The following is an 18,173-nucleotide window of genomic DNA, read 5'->3' as shown; positions in this document are numbered from 1 at the left end:
GAGGGACATCATGAAAAGACTCGCACTGGCCGCAACGGCGTTCGCCGTAACGGCAGGCACGGCTCACGCAGGCGGCCTTGATCGCAGCGGCACGCCAATCGACATCATTTTCGAGCAGGGGAACTATGCGGAGCTGTCTCTTGGCTTTGTGACGCCAGACCTCACAGGTAGCGATCTTCTCGGGAATTCCATCAGCAACGTGGGCGGTGACTTTACTGTTTTTGGTGGCGCCCTGAAGTTGGATTTCGGCGAGCGTCTGTCGTTTGCCCTGATCGCGGATGAACCCTATGGTTCGGACGTCGAATACGGTGGCAACCCCGCGACAACCCTGCTCGGCACCACTAGTGCGGATGCAGAGAGTTTCGGCATCACCGCCTTGTTGAAGTATCGTCCCACGGATCGGATTTCGGTTTACGGTGGTCCCCGCGTGGCCAGTGCCAAAGGTGAGATCACTCTCGGCGGCCTCGCCTATGGCCCGCTCAGCGGCTACAATGTCAAGTTCCGCTCCGACAATGGTGTGGGTGCTGTGCTCGGCGCCGCATACGAGATCCCCGAAATCGCCTTCCGGGCCTCGCTGACATGGCATTCGTCGATTGATCTGAGCATGTCCAGTTTCGAGAATATCCCGGTCGCCGCAGGTGGGCCCGGCTTTCCGGTCGTTACAGGCGACACGCAGGTTGAATTGCCGCAATCGGTCAAGCTCGCGGTGCAATCCGGTGTGGCGAAGGACACGCTTGTGTTTGGCTCGGTCCGCTGGTCGGAATGGGAAGCGTTCAGCCTCGACCCGCCAAGCGCCGTTCCGAATCTCGCACAGCTTGACGACTCGATCACCTATCAAATCGGTGTCGGTCGCCGCTTTACCGAAAAGCTTTCCGCCAGCCTGAGCTACACGCACGAGACCGGCGGCAGCGACAACATCGTATCGCCCCTCGCTCCCACTGATGGCAGCCAGGCGATTTCTCTTGGTGCCAAGTACAAGGTAAGCGATGCGATCGATATCTCGGCAGGTATTCGCTACACGGTGCTTGGCGATGCACGCCCCGAGACTGGTACGCCCGACACGGTGCGTGGCAATTTTAAGAACAACGACGCAATCAGCGTCGGACTCAAGCTTGGCGTCCATTTCTGAAACCCTGGATCAGTCAGATATGAACCCGTCCCCAGACCCGGGGGCGGGCTTTTTCATGGGTAAACATGTTTTGCCATTTGACGCCCCCGCGCGCTCTTTGTAGCACCATGACCAAAGGGGACAGGCGATGATCTATCAGACCGCGCAGGACTGGCGTGAGGCGACGCATAAACGGGTGCTGTTCTACGGCATGTCGGGCCTGGGCAAGACCCATGTCTCCAACCTGCTGCGCGATCAGGGCGGATGGTTTCACTACTCCATCGACTATCGCATCGGCACCCGCTACATGGGCGAACTCATTGTCGACAACGCCAAGGCGCATGCCATGCAGGTGCCGTTCCTGCGCGACCTGCTCTTGTCGGACTCGATCTATATCGGCTCCAACATCACTTTTGACAATCTCGCCCCGGTCTCGACCTACCTCGGCAAGCCGGGCGACCCCGAGAAGGGCGGCATGCCGATTGAGGACTACCGCCGTCGGCAGGAACAGTTTCGTCAGGCCGAGATCAACGCGCTGATGGATACCGGCCATTTCATCGAGCGCGCCGAGCGGCTCTACGGCTATCCGAATTTCATCTGCGATACCGGCGGGTCGATCTGCGAATGGGTGGATGGCGACGATCCGAACGATCCGCTGCTTTCGGAGCTCGCCCGCCACTGCCTGCTGATCTATATCGAAGGGTCCGAGGCGCATACCGCCGAGCTTATCCGCCGCTTTGACCGCGCGCCCAAACCGATGGCCTACCAGCCCGAGTTCCTCGATGCCGCATGGGACGAATATCTTAAAGAAAACAGGTGCCAGGCAGGTGACGTTGATCCCGACAGCTTCATCCGCTGGACCTTTGCCCGCGCCCTCGCACACCGACAGCCGCGCTACGAGGCGATGGCGAAATGGGGTATTACGCTTAGCGCTCAAGAGGTGGCAGATGTCTGCGATCAGGAAAGCTTTGAAACGTTGATTGCCGAGTCATTACCGTCAGAGTAAAGTAACTATTCTTGCGGCAATGCTGAACATCTGGGCTGTTGCGTTCACGATGTCGGTCAATGTTCTAACCCGATCCGCGAAGCTCCGAACATCTTTGGCTGCATCGGTCAAAGCCTTTTCAGCTTGGCTTTCGCCCAAGTTGGACATTTCGAACTTGACCCGCGCTTCAAACACCTTTTCTCGCAGGGACCAAAGGTCTTGATAATTTTTTGTGAGTTCCCTTTCAGAAGCGGCGTCTCCATTTTCAACCGCTTTTCGCCAAAGGACCCTATTTTTCAACATCAACTTCTCGATGTCGTTGTCAATCCTGCGCACAGCGCCGCGTGATTTCGGCGTAATGTTTGTCATGGCTCAACCCTCCACGGCTTCTTTTAGTTCTACAAGATCACCCAAGAACGAGTTCACTTCATCTGCGGTTGCGTTGGCCTGAAGCGCTTTGGCCAAACTGTTATGCGTGATAGCAATCCGACGCAGCTTACCCAGGATCGACTTCCTTTCATACGACACGAATTTCGAATGCGCGTTCTCTAGTTGTTCAAGCGCTCGTTCATACTGCGTATCGCTGCCGTCGAGCTTGGCGTCTCCCGCTGCTTTCCCTGCTGCTGCCAAATCATCGGAGAGCTTTACAAATTGGGGATCGAGGTTCATCCCAATCACCAACAGCATGATTTCTTCGATCAGGTCTTCAACATTCTGCTGCGATCCAGTAACAGTCTGCCTAAGTTTTCGATGCCGCGCGTTTCTGACCAAAAAGCTTGCTGCAGGTTGAATCTTAGCAATCCCATCAGGAACCTTGGCTACCGGAGATTGAATGTTATTTTCATCAAGTGCTTTGTCGAGATCTTTGCTGGCGTCTGACGCAGCCTTGAACGCTGCCGACAGCTCATCTTCAAGTGTCGATCCTACAATCAGCTGCAAAGACGAGATGTAGTTATCAAGCGCGCGCATTTTCCGCTGAACCGCCTCGGCGGGATGTATCGGAAGCTTCGGGGCTGTCTTTGGGACGACACGATCAATCTTGCAATCTGCATCCTTCCCAAGATTGGCAAATGCCGATGCGTTTCCACATCCAACGCTCAGTGCCCATGCGTGCCGGTGTTTCGCGGCATGTTTCTGGTCTTGTTGCCGTGCAAGCGCCAATTGTGGCTTGATCTTCTTCTCCATGCCGGATTGGACGGCGTTATAACTGTCTGCAAACACCTTCATTTCCGGTTGAACATCTCTTGCACCGCATGCCGCCAACGCAAGAAATGCCAAGCCAAGGTAATTCCCTATCTGTTTCAATTCATTTCTCCCATATTTTCTTCAAAATACACTCTTTTGGTGTAATCCCGAAGAAAAATCTCCGATGGGAGGATCTGCGAACACTTCCGAAGCCGCGCACTGGAACTTTGCGCAAAATCCCCCTATCTCTCCCGAACGCTGGAAATTCAGGACTGTACCCCATGCCCATCAAGATGCCCGCCGATCTGCCTGCCTATGCCGTGCTCACGCGCGAGGGGGTGATGGTGATGGACCCGGATCAGGCGTCGCGGCAGGATATCCGCCCCCTGCGCATCGGTCTCTTGAACCTTATGCCCAAGAAGATTCAGACCGAGAACCAGTTCGCTCGCCTGATCGGGGCGACGCCTTTGCAGATCGAGCTTGATCTCATCCGGATGAGCGAGCACCAGACCAGGAACACCGCCGCCGAGCATATGGAAAGCTTTTATCGCCCCTTCGAGGAGGTGGCGGCATCGGGCGACAAATATGACGGGCTGATCATCACCGGCGCGCCGATCGAACATCTGGAATTCGATGCCGTCACCTATTGGGACGAGTTGGCGCGCGTTTTTGAGTGGACCCAGACCCATGTGCATTCCACCTTCGGCGTCTGCTGGGGCGGGATGGCGATGATCAACCATTTCCACGGCGTCAAAAAGCATATGCTGGGCCACAAGGCCTTCGGCTGCTTCCGGCATCGCAACATGGACCGGGCCTCGCCCTATCTGCGCGGGTTTTCGGATGATTGCGTCATTCCCGTCAGCCGCTGGACCGAGATGAAGCGCGCCGAGATCGAGGCGGTGCCGGGCCTGTCGATCCTTCTCGACAGTGACGAGGTCGGCCCTTGTCTGGTCGAGGATACCGGGCACCGCGCGCTCTATATCTTCAACCATTTCGAATATGACAGCGACACGCTGAAACAGGAATATGACCGCGACGTCGCGAGCAGCACCCCGATCAACGTGCCGTGCAACTACTATCCCGGCGACGATCCCGCCTGCCCGCCCTCGAATCGCTGGCGCAGTCACGCGCATCTGCTCTATGGCAACTGGATCAACCAGATCTACCAGACCACCCCGTTCGAGCAAATGAACATTGGCCGTTAAGTCCCTGATAGTCTTCGCGGTTGTCATGGCCGCCCTTTGGGGCTGGACGCAACATCGTGCGCGCCTCCACGAGGCGAGGGCCGAGACCGCCTTCCCGCCCGAGGGCCAGATCATCGAGGTGGATGGCACCCGCGTGCACGGCGTGGTGATGGGCCCCGATGACGGCTCGGTGCCGGATCTGGTGCTCATTCACGGGGCCTCCGGCAATACCCGCGACATGACCTTTGATCTGGCCCCGCGCCTTGCGGCTGACTACCGTGTCATCGTGCTCGACCGTCCGGGCCTCGGCTATACCGAGCGGATCAACCGGACCGGGGCCACGATCGCCCAACAGGCCGCGCTGCTGCACAAGGCCGCCGCGCAGTTAGGGGCAGAGCGGCCCATCGTGCTGGGCCACAGCTACGGCGGCGCGGTGGCGCTGGCCTGGGCGGTCACGCAGCCCGACCATATCGCCGCCCTCGTCGATCTGGCAGGTGCGGCCAAGCCGTGGGAGAGCGGCCTCTCGACCTATTACCGCGTGCTGTCGCATCCCGTCCTCGGGCCTCTCGTGATCCCGTTCATCACCGCATATGTCGATGATAACCGCGTCGAACAGGCCGTGTCAGAGATTTTCACCCCGCAAGCGCCCCCCGAGGGCTATCTTGATCATATCGGCGCGGGGCTGACCCTGCGGCGGCACAGCTTGCGCGCCAACGCCCTGCAACGCGCCAACCTGCTCTCGGAGATTGAGGCGCTGCACACCCGCTACGACGAACTCGCACTCCCGGTGGAAATCGTCCATGGTACCGCCGACACCACGGTCGGCCTTTCGATCCATTCTCAGCCCCTCGCCGAGCAGGTCGACGGTGCCAGCCTCACCGCTCTCGACGGCATCGGCCACATGCCCCACCATGCCGCTACCGATGCGGTCATCGCCGCGATCCATCGCGCCGCGACCCGCGCCGGATTGCGCCCGCCGGAGTGAGCCGCCATACTGGGGCACCACAATAAAGAGGCCCGGCATGGAGCTCCCCTTTGACGGCGCGATCAGCGCCTTTTTCGAGAACGACGCCCCCCGCGAGGTGCGCGACGCCATCCGTCGCGCCGACAAGGACGATGTACTTGATCCCGGCTTTCCCTATTCCGAGCGCATGGCCAAGAAGACCTATGAGAAAGAGCTTGAGCACCTCCAGATCGAACTCGTGAAGTTGCAGCACTGGGCGCGCGAGACCGGCGCGCGCGTGGCCATCGTCTTCGAGGGGCGCGACGCCGCCGGCAAGGGCGGCACCATCAAGCGGTTCCGCGAAAACCTGAACCCGCGCGGCGCGCGGGTTGTGGCGCTGCCCAAACCCTCCGATACCGAGGCCACGCAATGGTATTTCCAGCGCTATATCGACCATCTGCCCGCAGGCGGCCAGATCGTGTTCTATGACCGCAGTTGGTACAATCGCGGCGTGATCGAACATGTCTTCGGCTTCTGCACCCAGGCCGAGCGCGAGTCGTTCTTCGGCCAGGTGCCCGATTTCGAGCGCATGCTGGTCGATGAGGGCATACACCTGTTCAAGTTCTGGCTCAACGTCGGCCGCGCCGAACAGCTACGCCGCTTCCTCAAGCGCGAGCAAAGCCCGCTCAAGCAATGGAAACTCAGCCGGATCGACGTCGACGGTCTGCACAAATGGGACGCCTACAGCGCCGCCATCGAGGAAACGCTGGCCCGCAGCCACAGCCCCCGCACCCCCTGGACCGTGATCCGCAGCGATGACAAGCGCCGCGCCCGCCTCGCCGCCATCCGTCATGTGCTCAGCCACCTCGATTATAGCCGCAAGCAGCCCCGCGCCGTCGGCACCTGCGACACCACCATTGCGGGCGGGCCCGACATCTGGAATGGCTAAACAGGGGTATCACCATGGCAACCTGCGGCAGGCACTGGTCGAGGCGACGCTTGATCTGATTGCCGAGCGCGGGCCGCAAGGCTTTACCATGGCCGAGGCCGCCAAGCTGGCCGGCGTCTCGCCCGCCGCCCCCTATCGCCATTTCTCGGGGCGCGAGGCGCTGATCGCCGAGGCCGCGCGCCAGGGCTACGAGATCTTTGTCACCCGCATGGAGGCGGCCTTTGACGAGGGCCAACCCAATCCGCTGGCGGCCTTCATGGCGACGGGCCGCGCCTATCTGGAGTTTGCCCGCAGCAATGCCGGGCATTACGTGGCGATGTTCGAATCCGGCCTCTCGGTCAATTGCAGCCCGGAACTCGCCAATGCCGCTGGGCGCGCGCAGGCCATTCTCATCCGCGCTGCCGAGGCGCTCTCGGCCCACCTGCCACCCGACCGCCGCCCGCCTGCGGCGATGTTCGCGGCCCATGTCTGGGCGATGAGCCACGGCGTGGTCGAGCTTTTCGCGCGCGGGAATCCCGGCGCGCGCGCGCCCTTCCCGCCCGAGGACCTGCTGGAATCCGGCATCGCGGTCTACCTGCGCGGCCTCGGCCTCATCCCGCCCGACAGCTGAAAATTTCCGCGTGCCCCTCTTGCACGACGACCTGCCATCCCCATCTATGTAAATGTAAGCAACATTCACACCGCAAGAGGAGTACCCATGTCCACCATCGCCGCATGGCCCGCACGGGCCGAAACCTGGCTCGACCGGCAGGGCAAACCCGCCTGGATCATCGCCATGGTTCTGGGCTTCATCGTCTTCTGGCCCATCGGCCTCGCCCTCCTGGGCTACATGATCTGGAGTAATCGCATGTCCTGCAGCCGCACATCCGCCCGCCTCACCCGCCACAGCCCCTCGGGCAACAGCGCCTTTGACGCCTACAAGGCCGACACGCTGCGCCGTCTGGAGGAAGAACAGGAACAGTTCGACACCTTCCTGCAACGCCTGCGTGACGCCCGCGACAAGGCGGAATTCGATCAGTTCATGCAGGAGCGGCGCACGCCCGCGACGGATCAGACCACAGGATAAGACTTGGCCGAACGCAAAAGGGCCGCCCCAACGGGCGGCCCCTCGCAGTACTGGCGCAAACCGAATCAGCGCTTGGAGAACTGGAAGCTCCGGCGCGCCTTGCGCTTGCCGTACTTCTTGCGTTCCACCACGCGGCTGTCACGGGTCAGGAAGCCCGCCGCCTTGAGCGCGCCGCGCAGGGACGGATCATAAAGCTGGAGCGCCTTCGAGATACCGTGCTTGACCGCACCGGCCTGGCCCGAAAGACCACCGCCCTTGACCGTCGCCATGACGTCAAATTGCTCGGTGACACCAGCCACCTCGAACGGCTGGCGCAGGATCATCTGCAACACGGGCCGCGCGAAATACTTGGTGTAGTCGATATAGTTGCCCTTGGCATCGCGCACCAGCATCTTTCCCGAACCGGGTTTGATCCAGACACGGGCGACCGCGTCCTTACGCTTGCCGGTGGCATAAGAGCGGCCAAGCGAGTCACGGACTGGCTCGCGCGGGTCTTCCATCGCTTCGGGGGTGACGCTAACGTCACCTGCGACGGCTTCCAGACCTTCGAGGGATTTGATTTCTTCAGCCATCAGTAAGCCACCCGCGTATTCTTGGAGTTCATGGATTTGACGTCCAGCACCTCGGGGCTCTGGGCCTCGTGGGGATGTTCGCCGCCGGCATAGACGCGCAGGTTGGTCATCAACGTGCGGCTCAGGCGGTTGCCCGGCAGCATGCGCTTGACGGCTTGCATCACGACGCGCTCGGGGTACTTGCCCTCGAGGATCTCGCCGGTGGTGCGGCTCTTGATGCCGCCCGGATGGCCGGTGTGCCAGTAGTTCGGCTTGTTGCGTTTGTTGCCGGTGAGCTGCACCTTGTCGGCATTGATGACGATCACGTTGTCACCAGTGTCCATATGGGGCGTAAAGCTCGCCTTGTGCTTGCCGCGCAGGCGCATTGCGATGATCGAGGCAAGACGGCCCAGAACAACGCCCTCGGCGTCGATCAGGATCCATTTCTTGTCGATATCTGCAGGCGTTGCAGAGAATGTTTTCATTGCAGGGAAACCCTATCATTTGACTGTTTTGGAACGACACATGCGCCGCCCCAGCTTCGATGCAGGGGTTATAAAGCCTTTTCAAAACAGGTCAACAGATATTGATGCAATTTAAATGTTTGAATTCAATACGTTATACTTACGGTATCATATTACCCCACATTCAGACCGTCAGTTCCTCCTGCGGATTGTCCAGCAGATTGCGCACCTTGTCGACCGCGCGCTCGAAACAGCCCTCGGCGATCCGCCCGTCCACCGCAAGGCGCACACAATGCGGTGCGCGCGCCTCTCGGGCCACGAACTCCTCGGAGGACTTCAACAGCACGCCCTGCGCCTGTGCCGCCCGCACGAACCGGCTGGCCCGCCAGCCAAGGGGCAGTGAAATCCAAAGGAGCGGGATATCCTCGTGCCAGGTGACATCATGGCCGCCCAGGTGGTTCACCGCCTGCCGCACACGTTGCCCCATGGTTCGACGCGCGGCGGCCAGAACGGCCCCGTATCGGCTGTCTGTCAGCACATGATACGCCAGTTCTGTCAGCGGCCGCGCCACGCCGAAACACCCATAGGCAACCGACCGCACCAGATCCGGCGCGCGGCCCTCGGGGCCGATCGCCCAGCCGACCCGCAGGCCCGGCCCGAAAGATTTCGACATGGACGACACGTACCAGCCCAAATCGGGCAGCAGCGCACGATAGCTTTCGGCACCGGGCCTGTTCAACCGGTAGCAATCGTCGTCCAGCACATGCAGTCCATACCGTCGCGCCACTGCGGCGATCTCGCGTCGGCGTTCCCCGCTCGTACAGCGGAGCGTCGGGTTGTTTACCTCTGCCGATGTCAAGAATATCTGCGCGCCCTCGTCTCGCGCCGCCGCCTCGATCTCGCTCACCAGCGGCCCTTCCCCGTCGCAGGCGATGCTGATCACCCGCGCCCGGCACAGGCTGGCAGCCCGGCGAAATCCCGGATAGGCCTCCGCCTCGATCAGAACCACCGGGTCGGAGCCCTTCAACACGGTCTGCAACACCGCGAGCATCGCGCTCTGCCCGCCATGCGCCAGCACGATATCCCCGGCATCGAAATTCCCGATCGGGAGGCCTGCCATCGCCGCGTGCAGCGCCTTGCGCAGCGCCCCGTCATTGTCGCGCCCGGGATAATCCAGCAAGGCGTCCATATCGCCGCCTTCGGCGATCCGGCGCAACGCATCGCGCAGCAACGCACCCTGGCCACCATCGGGCAGCACCGGTGTGCGCAACGACACGGCTTCAGGCCATCGTGGCGGTCTGGACGCCGATACAGCCCCGGCAACGAAGGTTCCGCGCCCGACGCCCGCCTCCAACAACCCCTCGTCGATCAAAAGCGAATAGGCCCGCGCGACCGTGCCGGGGGTCACACCGCAACGATAGGCCAGCTCGCGCACCGGCGGCAGCCTGTCCCCTTCCGTCAGGGCGCCATCCGCGACTGCCTTGCGCAGCGCGTCGGCCAGGGCCTTGTACTTCGATCGCCCGGCATTCGCCAAGTTGGGAGAGAATATTGTATCCATTACAATCTTTCTGTGGACGGCTCAAACTTCTATTTGTATCAATATTCCTATCAATATTTACTATTGTGTCAATACAATATGAGGTTCCAATGACACACTCACAGCAAGAAATGGCCCCAAATCCGCTCTTCGCCGCAGCGTATCCGACCCCCCTCGTCGCACGCCTGGCCATTGCCTTTGCCGTGCTCGTCATCAAATGGGACATGAACCGCCGAACTCGCAGACAGCTCGCCAGGCTTGACGCGCATCTTCTGCGTGACATCGGCGTCGACCGTCATGCGGCGCACGCAGAGGCCGCCCGCCTGTTCTGGCGCTGAACCCGGCGGAGCGGGCCGGGGCATCCCCGCCCTGGCCTGGCTCAACCGCGCCACGACCGCGATGACGGAATTCTTGCCCTTACGTCATTAAACCCCTTGCGCGACTCAGGCCCTGCCCCTATGTGCCCCTCACTTGATCGGAACCGATCCCAACTTCGGATATCTTTCTGGAGGGGCGCTAAGGGACCGACTGGATTCAATCTGCTGGAACGAAGGGGAGCGCCATGAAAGACGCCAACCTCTTCCAACTGGGGATCGGTCTGGAGACAGGCGCCCAAGAGGAAGATAAGAACCGCGGCTTTACCGCCGCGAATACCGATACTATTTTGCCCTGTGACATGCTGGCCAGAGACGTTCTGGATGAAGATCGCGACGATCACTTCATCCGGCGCGATGGGGCTGTGTTTGCAGGTACGCATCTGATCATCGAGGTGGTCAACGGCCACGGACTTGATGACGAGGCCCGCATCCAACAGGCGTTTCGCGACTGCGTCGACACCTGTGGCGCGACGCTGCTGCACATCCACACCCACAAATTCTCGCCGCAGGGCGTGTCGGGCGTGGCCGTGCTGGCCGAAAGCCACATCTCGGTCCACACGTGGCCCGAGATCGGCTACGGCGCGTTCGATGTGTTCATGTGCGGCGAGGCCCGCCCATGGCTGGCCGTCGATGTGCTCAAATCCGCGTTCGGCACCGCCGATGTCCGCGTCAAGGAGCTGTTGCGCGGCGAGGATGTCGTGACCGAGGCCGGGATCGCGGCATGACCGACTGGATCCGCGAGAACCTGCATCCCGACTACGCGCAAGCCCTGCGCGTGGACGAGATGCTCTATGACAGCAAGACCGATCATCAGCGGCTGAAGGTGTTCCAGAACGGCACCTTCGGTCGGGTGCTGACGCTCGACGACGTGGTGCAGACCACCGAGGGCGACAATTTCATCTATCACGAGATGCTCACTCATGTGCCGATCCTGGCGCACGGTGCGGCCAAGCGCGTGCTGATCATCGGCGGCGGAGATGGCGGCATGGCCCGCGAGGTGCTGCGCCACAACACGGTCGAGCATGTCACCATGGTCGAGATCGACGCCGGCGTGGTGGAGTTCTCGAAAGACTACCTGCCGATGCTGAGCGCCGGCGCCTTCGATGACCCGCGCCTCGATCTCGTGATCGCCGACGGGGCCGAGTTCATCCGGCAAACCACGGGCGGCTATGACGTCATCATCGTCGATTCGACCGACCCCATCGGCCCGGGCGAGGTGCTCTTTTCCGACACGTTCTACGGCCATGCCAAGCGGGCCCTGGCCGAAGACGGCATTCTGGTCACGCAAAACGGCGTGCCCTTCCTGCAAGGCCAGGAGCTGCACAACACCATGCGCGCCTTCCGTGCCCTTTTCGTTGATGCCACCTGCTATCTGGCCACCATCCCCACCTATGCGGGCGGGCCGATGGCCTTTGGCTGGGGCACCGACGGCCCGGCGCGCAGCACGCCTCTGGATGTGCTGCAAGGCCGGTTCGACGCCGCCGGTATCACGCCGGGGTATTACACCCCGCAGGTCCATCAGGCGGCCTTCGCCCTGCCCGGCTACGTCGCCAAACTCCTGCCCTGAACTTCATCGTTCGACAAATACTCTCGGGGGGTCCGGGGGGCAGACAGCCCCCCGTGTCTCACGCTGGCGGGATCGAATAGGTCAGGCTCGCCCGCGCCACCGGCTGCGTCATGCCGTCGGAAAACACCAGAACTTCGCCCACGGCCAGCACCCGCCCCAGCTTCAACAACCGGCACTCCGCGATCAGATCGGTCCGCGCCGCCGGTTTGCGCATGAAATCGATGCTGCAATTGGTGGTCACCGCCAGCCCCTGCGGCCCGATCATCGCCAGCACGGCGAGATAGACCGAAACGTCCGCCAGCGCAAAGATCGACGGGCCCGACACGGTGCCACCGGGCCGCAAATGCCGCTCGCCGACCAAGAGCCGCGTGCGGATGCGCATCTCGCCCACCTCCTCGATAGCAAACTCGCCCATGACCTGCGGAAATTCCCGTTCGAGAAACTCCATCAATTCATCGGCACTCATCTTCAGGCTCATGCTTCCCTCCCTGCCCTCTTCCGTGCCAGAATGGCCATAACGCAAAAGGGGTTACAAGATGGCAATTCTCGACCGCACAGATGATGGCGCGATCGCGCGCCTGACGCTCAATTCGCCAGGCAATCTCAACGCGCTGTCGGATGCGATGCTGGCCACCCTCAAATCCGAATTCGCGCGACTCAGCGACGACCGCCGCATTCGCGTGGTCACGCTGGCAGGGACAGGCAAGGCATTCTGCGCAGGCCACGATCTCAAGGAAATGCAGGCCGCCCGCCAATCGCCCGACAATGGCCGCGCCTATTTCGCCGATCTCTTTTCGCGCTGCACAGAAGTGATGACCTCAATCCGCGATCTGCCCCAACCGGTGATCGCCGCGCCGCATGGCATCGCCACCGCTGCGGGCTGCCAGCTTGTGGCCAGTTGCGACATGGCCGTCGCCGCCCATGGCACCCGCTTTGGCGTCAACGGCGTCAATATCGGGCTCTTCTGCTCCACCCCCATGGTGGCACTCAGCCGCAACATCCCGCGCAAACAGGCCTTCGAAATGCTGACCACCGGGCAATTCATCGAGACCGACCGCGCGCAGGAGCTGGGCCTGATCAACCGCGCCGTGCCGATGGAGGATCTGGAGGCCGAGACCATGGCTCTCGCCGAAACCGTGGCGGCGAAGCTCGGATCGGCGGTGCGCATCGGCAAGCGCGCCTTCTACGAGCAACTCGAACTGGGCATTGACGCGGCTTACGCCCATACCGGCGCGGTGATGGTCGAGAACATGCTCGACCGCGACACCGACGAGGGCATCAACGCCTTTCTCGCCAAGCGCCCGCCGGACTGGCAACAGTGACACCCCTTTCCAAACCCCGCGCAATCCCCTAGATCGCAGCCCATGACACAGCAGACATTACATATCATCGGCGGCGGCATGGCCGGGTCCGAGGCCGCGTGGCAGGCCGCCAATCTCGGGATTGACGTGGTCATCCACGAAATGCGCCCCAAGGTGAAAACATTTGCGCATCGCACCGGCGATCTCGGCGAAATGGTCTGTTCCAACTCTTTCCGTTCGGATGACGACGAACAAAACGCCGTGGGCCTGCTGCATTGGGAAATGCGCGCAGCAAACGGCCTGATCATGGCGATGGCCGACCGTCACCGCCTGCCCGCCGGCGGCGCGCTTGCCGTGGACCGTGACCCGTTCGCGCAATCGGTCACGCAGCACCTCATGGATCACCCGAAGATCACCGTGCAACATGATGAAATCAAAGAGCTTCCCGTGGATGGCCACTGGATCGTCGCGACCGGGCCGCTGACCTCCGAGGGGCTGGGCCAGACCATCGCGCAGGAAACCGGCCGCGACGCGCTTGCCTTTTTCGACGCCATCGCCCCCATCGTCTATTACGACAGCATCGACATGTCCAAGGCCTGGATGCAATCGCGCTACGACAAGGGCGAGACCGAGGCAGAACGCACCGCCTATCTCAATTGCCCGATGGATCGCGACCAATACGAGGCCTTCATCGACGCGCTGCTTGCCGCTGACAAGACCGAGTTCCACGAGGGCGAAACCGCCAATTATTTCGACGGCTGCCTGCCCATCGAAGTGATGGCCGAACGCGGCCGCGAGACCCTGCGCCACGGCCCGATGAAGCCGGTCGGCCTCACCAACCCGCATCAGCCCGACGTCAAGGCGCATGCGGTCGTTCAACTGCGCCGTGACAACGCGCTTGGCACCCTCTACAATATGGTCGGCTTTCAGACCAAGATGAAATACGGCGCGCAAGCTGCTGTTTTTCGGACGATTCCCGGATTGGAGAACGCACAGTTCGCGCGCCTCGGCGGCATCCACCGCAACACGTTCCTCAACTCGCCCACATTGCTCGACGATCAGATGCGCCTGCGCTCGCGCCCGCATATCCGCTTCGCCGGGCAGATTACGGGTGTCGAAGGCTATGTCGAATCGGCGGCCATGGGTCTGCTCGCAGGCCGTCTCGCCGCCGCCGAAATCATGGGAGACACCCTGCCACCTGTTCCCCAAGACAGCGCCATGGGCGCGCTCATCCATCACATCACCGGTGGGGCCGAGGCGAAGACCTTTCAGCCGATGAACGTCAATTTCGGCCTCTTTCGCCCGGTCGAGGGGCTCAAGGGCGGACGGCGCGGGCGCGTGCATCGTTACAAGGCCTATACCGACCGCGCCAAGGCGGCATGGTCCGGCTGGCTTGCCACTCAAGACATGAGCTGCGCCTCGTAACTCATCGTATCCATGTTTATAACGCGCTTTGCCCCTTCGCCGACCGGCCCGCTGCATCTGGGGCATGCCTTCTCGGCGATGCTGGCGCATGACATGGCGCGGGCCGCGAACGGCACGTTCCTTCTGCGCATCGACGATCTTGACCAGAGCCGCAGCCGAACCGAATGGGAGACACAGATTTATGACGATCTGACTTGGCTCGGTCTGTCCTGGCCTGTGCCTGTCCTGCATCAATCCACCCGCCTGCCTCGGTACCAAGCCGCCCTGAAATTCCTTTGGGATCAGGGCCTTCTCTACCCATGTTCATGCAGCCGCAGCGATATTCGCGCCGCCGCCTCCGCCCCGCAGGAGGGCGCGCCACTGCATGGTCCCGACGGGGTGATCTACCCCGGCACTTGCCGCCCCGCGACGCTGCCCAAGGGCCCGATGCCCCAGGACACCGCCCTGCGCCTCGACATGGCGCGCGCTTGCAAAATGCTCGACAAGCCTCTGGAATACCAGGAAAAGGGAGAATCCGTCAGGCCACAACACCTGCCTGCCACGGTCGGCGATGTGGTTCTTGCCCGCCGCGACATGGGAGCCTCCTATCATCTGTCGGTGGTGCTCGACGACGCCGATCAGGGCATCACCCATGTGATCCGGGGGCAGGATCTAGAGGATGCCACGCAGATCCACGTCCTGCTGCAACGCCTTCTAGGCCTGCCGACGCCGGAATATCACCATCACCGCCTGATCCGTGACGGCCACGGCAAGCGCCTCGCCAAACGTGACGACGCCCGCGCCATCGCCACCTACCGCGCCGACGGGGTCAGCCCGCGAGACATCCGCAAGCTGATCGGGCTATAGCCGTTTCATCGTTCCAGAAATACTCAATCCGACGCCGCCATCGGCGCCATGATCTCGATCTCTTCTCCCCCGCGCAACGCCGTGTAGAAACACGAGCGCCGGTTGGTGTGACAGGCCGGCCCGGTCTGGCGTATCAGAAGCAGCAGGCAATCGCTGTCGCAATCGATGCGCATCTCGACCAGGTCCTGCACATGGCCCGAGGTTTCGCCCTTGACCCAGAACGCCTTCCGCGAACGGCTCCAATAGGTCACGCGACAGGTCTCAAGCGTGCGCGCAACGGCCTCGGCGTTCATCCAGGCCATCATCAGCACCTCGCCACTCTCCGCCTCCTGCGCGATCGCCGGGATCAACCCGTTGGCATCATACTTTAGTCGGTTCGGATCGAATTCCATGACGGATTTCCTTTTGCATCTGGCGCATGCGGGCCTATTTAGGGGGAACGACACGAAAGGGAAAGCCATGTCCGGCGAGACCGACCTGATCAAGCTCTATTCTGCGCGCATCCTCGAACTCGCCGCCGACATTCCGCATCATGGGCGGCTCGACGCGCCTCAGGCCAGCGTCAAGCGCCGCGCGCCGCTCTGCGGCTCGACCGTGAACGTCGATATCACCTGCGACGGGGGCCGGATTTCCGACTATGCCGCCGAGGTCAAAGCCTGCGCGCTCGGTCAGGCAGCGGCCAGCGTGGTGGGCGCCAATATCATCGGCTGCGATCTGGCAGAGGTCCGCACGGCGCGCGACGCGCTCAAGGACATGCTCAAATCCGACGGCCCGACGCCGCCCGCGCCCTTCGACGGGCTCGAGGTGCTGCGCCCGGCGCGCGACTACAAGAACCGTCACGCCTCGATCCTGCTGACGCTCGAGGCGTTGGTCGAGGCGCTTGAAGAGGTGCAGGCACAGACCTCCTGCGCCTGACAGTGACAGCCCCGTCGCGGCAACGCGACGCATCGTGAGACCCCGCCCCCTATCCATCGCGACAGAACGCCCTACCTTTCGTGCATGAACCGCAGGGACAGCGCTCGTGGCACGCAAGAAACTCGACCAGAATAGCCCCCTGATCGGACGCTTCGATCAGTCCTTTCTCATCCACATGATCCGCGATTTCTTCGTGATCCTGATCGCGGTCACGGTGTTGGAATTCACCCTCAAGGCCGGGTTGGTCTATTACAGTTTCCGCGTCTCCGGTCCCGAACGCACGCAGCAGGTCGCCGAGGATATCGCCGATAATGTCCGGTCGATCATGCGCAACGAGGGCGGGCCGGTGGCCGCACGTACAGTCTATCCGATCCTCAAGCGAAATTGGTCCGATCTGGGCTATCGCATCGCCATTACCCCCACCCCCGTCACCATCCGATCCATCGACGCGGGATTCGGCTTCGCACCCGAGGGCATCCCGCAGGGCGACTGGCCCGACGCCACCCACAATCTCGGTCATGTGCCCATCACCGCAGAGCCGTTTTGCCTTGCCTGTCATACTGCAGCCGATGTCGGCGACGTGCTGGGCGAGGTCATAGTGCGCCGCGACCTCGCCACCGATTTCACCCAATGGGCCGAGGACATGCGCCTGACCGGCCTGCTCTCGCTCGGCAAGATCGTGCTGCATTCCTTTCTGCTGTTCCTCATCCTGCGCGCCCGGCTGGAGCCGCTTCTGGGCCTGCGCGCCGTGGTCAGCAACCTCGCCCGCGCCTATGGCGGGCTCACCCACCGGGCCGAGATCCGCACCGCGGATGAATTCGGCGTGCTGGCGCGCGATCTCAACCTGTTTCTCGATCGGGTCTGCCGGTTGATGGAGGAGCTTGACGAGGTGCTGGCGCGCGTCGTTTCGGTCAATGCCGATATCGTCAAGATTCAGAGCGACCTGCGCGACCGGATCGACAGCCTGACCGGGCGCATAAGGCGTCTGGAACGCTCTGCCATGCTCAGCGCCAAGGCCGAGCCGCGCCTGTCGCAGGCCTGGTTCGATGCGGCCCGCCGCGCGGTGGCCGACCTTGAAACCCGCCGCGCCGACCCGCGCGAAGAGGATATCGGCAGCATCGTCGAGGACCTGCGCGCCGTGGTCACCAATGCCGAGGCGCAGATCGAAACCAGCGAGCGCGTGTTTGCCGATCTCGGAGAGTTGGGCGACGAAAGCGAAAAGCTCAAGCGCGCCATGGCCGAGATGATCCGGCTGGAGGAACGCATGGAAGGCATCGTCGAGACCGGCAGCATGCTGGTGCAGCGCATTCGCCCGGCGGACAGCCCAGAGTAACACGCGCCTTGCGCCTTGAAACACGCCCAGAGACCGCAGAAGCGACGATGTCACGCACTCCGGCAACAGGCCATGCCACACTCGTCGCTCTCAGATAAAAAAATCGCCGCTCACCCGGTAGGGGTGGCGGCGACAAGGTGTGGCGGGTCCTCATCCTCTGGCGACATTCGGGGGAAATGAGGCAAACCCCGAAAACCGGTTGGGACAGGCAATGCGTGACGCTTCCCCGATTTGGGACAGTGGGGCGGCGCACGAAGGCCAGAGGGCGGACCCGCCAGGCAGAAACCTGGTAAAACTCCGTCAGAACATCCCGGGCAGGTAGAGCGCAGCGATGAGCGCCACCATCAGTGCGGCGGCCCCGATGGCATCGCCGACAATCGTATCCTGCGCGCGAACCGCGGCGGTCTTGATCTGGTGCAACATGGGTGGTTCCTCCT

The 18,173-nt window shown here is 62.1% G+C and carries 23 protein-coding genes; 15 read left to right on the top strand and 8 right to left on the bottom strand.

The genetic code is table 11. The features are described from left to right. The first annotated feature begins 10 nt into the window (after positions 1 to 10). Both Q0X85_RS09580 and Q0X85_RS09575 read left to right on the top strand, forming a co-directional pair. Complete coding sequence (locus Q0X85_RS09580; RefSeq protein WP_297771651.1) at positions 11 to 1,129, top strand: outer membrane beta-barrel protein; 1,119 nt, start codon at positions 11 to 13, stop codon at positions 1,127 to 1,129. Between the two features lie 127 nt (positions 1,130 to 1,256). Further along, on the top strand, positions 1,257 to 2,114 hold the full coding sequence (locus Q0X85_RS09575; RefSeq protein WP_297771650.1) for an ATPase: 858 nt from the start codon (positions 1,257 to 1,259) through the stop codon (positions 2,112 to 2,114). Here the strand turns inward: Q0X85_RS09575 and Q0X85_RS09570 are convergent. Both Q0X85_RS09570 and Q0X85_RS09565 read right to left on the bottom strand, forming a co-directional pair. After that, positions 2,106 to 2,462 (bottom strand): hypothetical protein, encoded by a 357-nt coding sequence (locus tag Q0X85_RS09570; protein ID WP_297771649.1) that lies wholly within the window; start codon positions 2,460 to 2,462, stop codon positions 2,106 to 2,108. The two genes, Q0X85_RS09575 and Q0X85_RS09570, sit on opposite strands and share 9 nt — an antisense overlap. Positions 2,463 to 2,465: 3 nt before the next feature. Further along, the gene (locus tag Q0X85_RS09565) at positions 2,466 to 3,398 is read right to left on the bottom strand and encodes a hypothetical protein (RefSeq protein ID WP_297771647.1); all 933 of its coding nucleotides are present in this window, start codon (positions 3,396 to 3,398) and stop codon (positions 2,466 to 2,468) included. 161 nt (positions 3,399 to 3,559) lie between these two features. On the opposite strand from Q0X85_RS09565, the gene metA reads away from it, so the two are divergent. From metA to Q0X85_RS09540, 5 genes are all read left to right on the top strand, one after another. Then, positions 3,560 to 4,483: a homoserine O-succinyltransferase gene (gene metA / locus Q0X85_RS09560; RefSeq protein WP_297771645.1), complete on the top strand. Its 924-nt coding sequence runs from the start codon at positions 3,560 to 3,562 to the stop codon at positions 4,481 to 4,483. Positions 4,484 to 4,508: 25 nt separating this feature from the next. Next, positions 4,509 to 5,447, top strand: a complete 939-nt coding sequence (locus Q0X85_RS09555) for an alpha/beta hydrolase (protein ID WP_297771644.1) — start codon at positions 4,509 to 4,511, stop codon at positions 5,445 to 5,447. A 37-nt stretch (positions 5,448 to 5,484) separates the two neighbouring features. Further along, positions 5,485 to 6,354, top strand: coding sequence for a polyphosphate kinase 2 (ppk2, locus tag Q0X85_RS09550; RefSeq protein ID WP_297771642.1), 870 nt, complete (start codon positions 5,485 to 5,487; stop codon positions 6,352 to 6,354). Then, the gene (locus Q0X85_RS09545; RefSeq protein ID WP_297771640.1) at positions 6,347 to 6,964 is read left to right on the top strand and encodes a TetR/AcrR family transcriptional regulator; all 618 of its coding nucleotides are present in this window, start codon (positions 6,347 to 6,349) and stop codon (positions 6,962 to 6,964) included. Before ppk2 ends, Q0X85_RS09545 begins: the two co-directional genes overlap by 8 nt. A gap of 87 nt (positions 6,965 to 7,051) precedes the next feature. Then, positions 7,052 to 7,420 (top strand): DUF2852 domain-containing protein, encoded by a 369-nt coding sequence (locus Q0X85_RS09540; protein ID WP_297771639.1) that lies wholly within the window; start codon positions 7,052 to 7,054, stop codon positions 7,418 to 7,420. Positions 7,421 to 7,485: 65 nt separating this feature from the next. Here Q0X85_RS09540 and rpsI read toward each other — a convergent pair whose 3' ends face one another. From rpsI to Q0X85_RS09525, 3 genes are all read right to left on the bottom strand, one after another. Next, on the bottom strand, positions 7,486 to 7,992 hold the full coding sequence (gene rpsI, locus Q0X85_RS09535) for a 30S ribosomal protein S9 (protein ID WP_297771637.1): 507 nt from the start codon (positions 7,990 to 7,992) through the stop codon (positions 7,486 to 7,488). After that, a complete protein-coding gene (rplM, locus tag Q0X85_RS09530) occupies positions 7,992 to 8,456 on the bottom strand; it encodes a 50S ribosomal protein L13 (RefSeq protein ID WP_050661799.1) in 465 nt (154 codons plus the stop codon). The genes rpsI and rplM overlap by 1 nt, the downstream gene beginning before the upstream one ends. Positions 8,457 to 8,619: 163 nt before the next feature. Next, on the bottom strand, positions 8,620 to 9,993 hold the full coding sequence (locus tag Q0X85_RS09525) for a PLP-dependent aminotransferase family protein (RefSeq protein ID WP_297771636.1): 1,374 nt from the start codon (positions 9,991 to 9,993) through the stop codon (positions 8,620 to 8,622). 89 nt (positions 9,994 to 10,082) lie between these two features. Between Q0X85_RS09525 and Q0X85_RS09520 the strand changes: the two genes are divergently transcribed. The 3 genes from Q0X85_RS09520 to speE all read left to right on the top strand — a co-directional run bounded on the left by Q0X85_RS09520 (position 10,083) and on the right by speE (position 11,916). Continuing rightward, on the top strand, positions 10,083 to 10,310 hold the full coding sequence (locus Q0X85_RS09520) for a DUF1127 domain-containing protein (RefSeq protein WP_297771635.1): 228 nt from the start codon (positions 10,083 to 10,085) through the stop codon (positions 10,308 to 10,310). Positions 10,311 to 10,534: 224 nt separating this feature from the next. Continuing rightward, on the top strand, positions 10,535 to 11,074 hold the full coding sequence (speD, locus tag Q0X85_RS09515; RefSeq protein WP_297771634.1) for an adenosylmethionine decarboxylase: 540 nt from the start codon (positions 10,535 to 10,537) through the stop codon (positions 11,072 to 11,074). Continuing rightward, positions 11,071 to 11,916: a polyamine aminopropyltransferase gene (speE, locus tag Q0X85_RS09510; RefSeq protein ID WP_297771633.1), complete on the top strand. Its 846-nt coding sequence runs from the start codon at positions 11,071 to 11,073 to the stop codon at positions 11,914 to 11,916. The genes speD and speE overlap by 4 nt, the downstream gene beginning before the upstream one ends. A gap of 58 nt (positions 11,917 to 11,974) precedes the next feature. Here speE and Q0X85_RS09505 read toward each other — a convergent pair whose 3' ends face one another. Next, complete coding sequence (locus Q0X85_RS09505) at positions 11,975 to 12,394, bottom strand: PaaI family thioesterase (protein WP_297771632.1); 420 nt, start codon at positions 12,392 to 12,394, stop codon at positions 11,975 to 11,977. 58 nt (positions 12,395 to 12,452) lie between these two features. Between Q0X85_RS09505 and Q0X85_RS09500 the strand changes: the two genes are divergently transcribed. From Q0X85_RS09500 to gluQRS, 3 genes are read left to right on the top strand one after another with little or no spacing between them, the layout of a single operon-like run. Continuing rightward, positions 12,453 to 13,238 carry an enoyl-CoA hydratase gene (locus tag Q0X85_RS09500; RefSeq protein WP_297771631.1) on the top strand — a complete coding sequence of 262 codons (786 nt, stop codon included), beginning with the start codon at positions 12,453 to 12,455 and terminating at the stop codon, positions 13,236 to 13,238. 42 nt (positions 13,239 to 13,280) lie between these two features. Beyond that, on the top strand, positions 13,281 to 14,642 hold the full coding sequence (trmFO, locus tag Q0X85_RS09495) for a methylenetetrahydrofolate--tRNA-(uracil(54)-C(5))-methyltransferase (FADH(2)-oxidizing) TrmFO (protein WP_297771630.1): 1,362 nt from the start codon (positions 13,281 to 13,283) through the stop codon (positions 14,640 to 14,642). Positions 14,643 to 14,654: 12 nt separating this feature from the next. After that, positions 14,655 to 15,488, top strand: coding sequence for a tRNA glutamyl-Q(34) synthetase GluQRS (gene gluQRS, locus Q0X85_RS09490; protein WP_297771628.1), 834 nt, complete (start codon positions 14,655 to 14,657; stop codon positions 15,486 to 15,488). A 23-nt stretch (positions 15,489 to 15,511) separates the two neighbouring features. Here the strand turns inward: gluQRS and hisI are convergent, their stop codons facing one another. Then, entirely contained in the window at positions 15,512 to 15,880 is a 369-nt protein-coding gene (hisI, locus tag Q0X85_RS09485) for a phosphoribosyl-AMP cyclohydrolase (RefSeq protein WP_297771627.1), read from the bottom strand. A gap of 67 nt (positions 15,881 to 15,947) precedes the next feature. On the opposite strand from hisI, the gene Q0X85_RS09480 reads away from it, so the two are divergent. Both Q0X85_RS09480 and Q0X85_RS09475 read left to right on the top strand, forming a co-directional pair. Further along, a complete protein-coding gene (locus tag Q0X85_RS09480; protein ID WP_297771626.1) occupies positions 15,948 to 16,403 on the top strand; it encodes an iron-sulfur cluster assembly scaffold protein in 456 nt (151 codons plus the stop codon). Positions 16,404 to 16,509: 106 nt separating this feature from the next. After that, positions 16,510 to 17,736, top strand: a complete 1,227-nt coding sequence (locus tag Q0X85_RS09475) for a methyl-accepting chemotaxis protein (RefSeq protein ID WP_297771625.1) — start codon at positions 16,510 to 16,512, stop codon at positions 17,734 to 17,736. A gap of 300 nt (positions 17,737 to 18,036) precedes the next feature. Here Q0X85_RS09475 and Q0X85_RS09470 read toward each other — a convergent pair whose 3' ends face one another. Next, positions 18,037 to 18,159: a hypothetical protein gene (locus Q0X85_RS09470; RefSeq protein WP_297771624.1), complete on the bottom strand. Its 123-nt coding sequence runs from the start codon at positions 18,157 to 18,159 to the stop codon at positions 18,037 to 18,039. Positions 18,160 to 18,173 lie beyond the last annotated feature (14 nt).

The sequence above is a fragment of the uncultured Roseovarius sp. genome, assembly GCF_947259555.1.
Taxonomy (GTDB): Bacteria; Pseudomonadota; Alphaproteobacteria; order Rhodobacterales; family Rhodobacteraceae; genus Roseovarius.
Note: the sequence above shows the minus strand (reverse complement) of the source record. Positions and strands in the feature narration are given on the sequence as shown.

What these genes read in the sequence shown, in the direction of transcription:
- Q0X85_RS09580 (WP_297771651.1), top strand. Translation starts at nt 11, where the DNA reads ATGAAAAGACTCGCACTGGCCGCAACGGCGTTCGCCGTAACGGCAGGC.
- Q0X85_RS09575 (WP_297771650.1), top strand. Translation starts at nt 1,257, where the DNA reads ATGATCTATCAGACCGCGCAGGACTGGCGTGAGGCGACGCATAAACGG.
- Q0X85_RS09570 (WP_297771649.1), bottom strand. Translation starts at nt 2,462, where the DNA reads ATGACAAACATTACGCCGAAATCACGCGGCGCTGTGCGCAGGATTGAC.
- metA (WP_297771645.1), top strand. Translation starts at nt 3,560, where the DNA reads ATGCCCATCAAGATGCCCGCCGATCTGCCTGCCTATGCCGTGCTCACG.
- Q0X85_RS09555 (WP_297771644.1), top strand. Translation starts at nt 4,509, where the DNA reads ATGGCCGCCCTTTGGGGCTGGACGCAACATCGTGCGCGCCTCCACGAG.
- ppk2 (WP_297771642.1), top strand. Translation starts at nt 5,485, where the DNA reads ATGGAGCTCCCCTTTGACGGCGCGATCAGCGCCTTTTTCGAGAACGAC.
- Q0X85_RS09545 (WP_297771640.1), top strand. Translation starts at nt 6,347, where the DNA reads ATGGCTAAACAGGGGTATCACCATGGCAACCTGCGGCAGGCACTGGTC.
- Q0X85_RS09540 (WP_297771639.1), top strand. Translation starts at nt 7,052, where the DNA reads ATGTCCACCATCGCCGCATGGCCCGCACGGGCCGAAACCTGGCTCGAC.
- rpsI (WP_297771637.1), bottom strand. Translation starts at nt 7,992, where the DNA reads ATGGCTGAAGAAATCAAATCCCTCGAAGGTCTGGAAGCCGTCGCAGGT.
- rplM (WP_050661799.1), bottom strand. Translation starts at nt 8,456, where the DNA reads ATGAAAACATTCTCTGCAACGCCTGCAGATATCGACAAGAAATGGATC.
- Q0X85_RS09525 (WP_297771636.1), bottom strand. Translation starts at nt 9,993, where the DNA reads ATGGATACAATATTCTCTCCCAACTTGGCGAATGCCGGGCGATCGAAG.
- Q0X85_RS09520 (WP_297771635.1), top strand. Translation starts at nt 10,083, where the DNA reads ATGACACACTCACAGCAAGAAATGGCCCCAAATCCGCTCTTCGCCGCA.
- speD (WP_297771634.1), top strand. Translation starts at nt 10,535, where the DNA reads ATGAAAGACGCCAACCTCTTCCAACTGGGGATCGGTCTGGAGACAGGC.
- speE (WP_297771633.1), top strand. Translation starts at nt 11,071, where the DNA reads ATGACCGACTGGATCCGCGAGAACCTGCATCCCGACTACGCGCAAGCC.
- Q0X85_RS09505 (WP_297771632.1), bottom strand. Translation starts at nt 12,394, where the DNA reads ATGAGCCTGAAGATGAGTGCCGATGAATTGATGGAGTTTCTCGAACGG.
- Q0X85_RS09500 (WP_297771631.1), top strand. Translation starts at nt 12,453, where the DNA reads ATGGCAATTCTCGACCGCACAGATGATGGCGCGATCGCGCGCCTGACG.
- trmFO (WP_297771630.1), top strand. Translation starts at nt 13,281, where the DNA reads ATGACACAGCAGACATTACATATCATCGGCGGCGGCATGGCCGGGTCC.
- gluQRS (WP_297771628.1), top strand. Translation starts at nt 14,655, where the DNA reads ATGTTTATAACGCGCTTTGCCCCTTCGCCGACCGGCCCGCTGCATCTG.
- hisI (WP_297771627.1), bottom strand. Translation starts at nt 15,880, where the DNA reads ATGGAATTCGATCCGAACCGACTAAAGTATGATGCCAACGGGTTGATC.
- Q0X85_RS09480 (WP_297771626.1), top strand. Translation starts at nt 15,948, where the DNA reads ATGTCCGGCGAGACCGACCTGATCAAGCTCTATTCTGCGCGCATCCTC.
- Q0X85_RS09470 (WP_297771624.1), bottom strand. Translation starts at nt 18,159, where the DNA reads ATGTTGCACCAGATCAAGACCGCCGCGGTTCGCGCGCAGGATACGATT.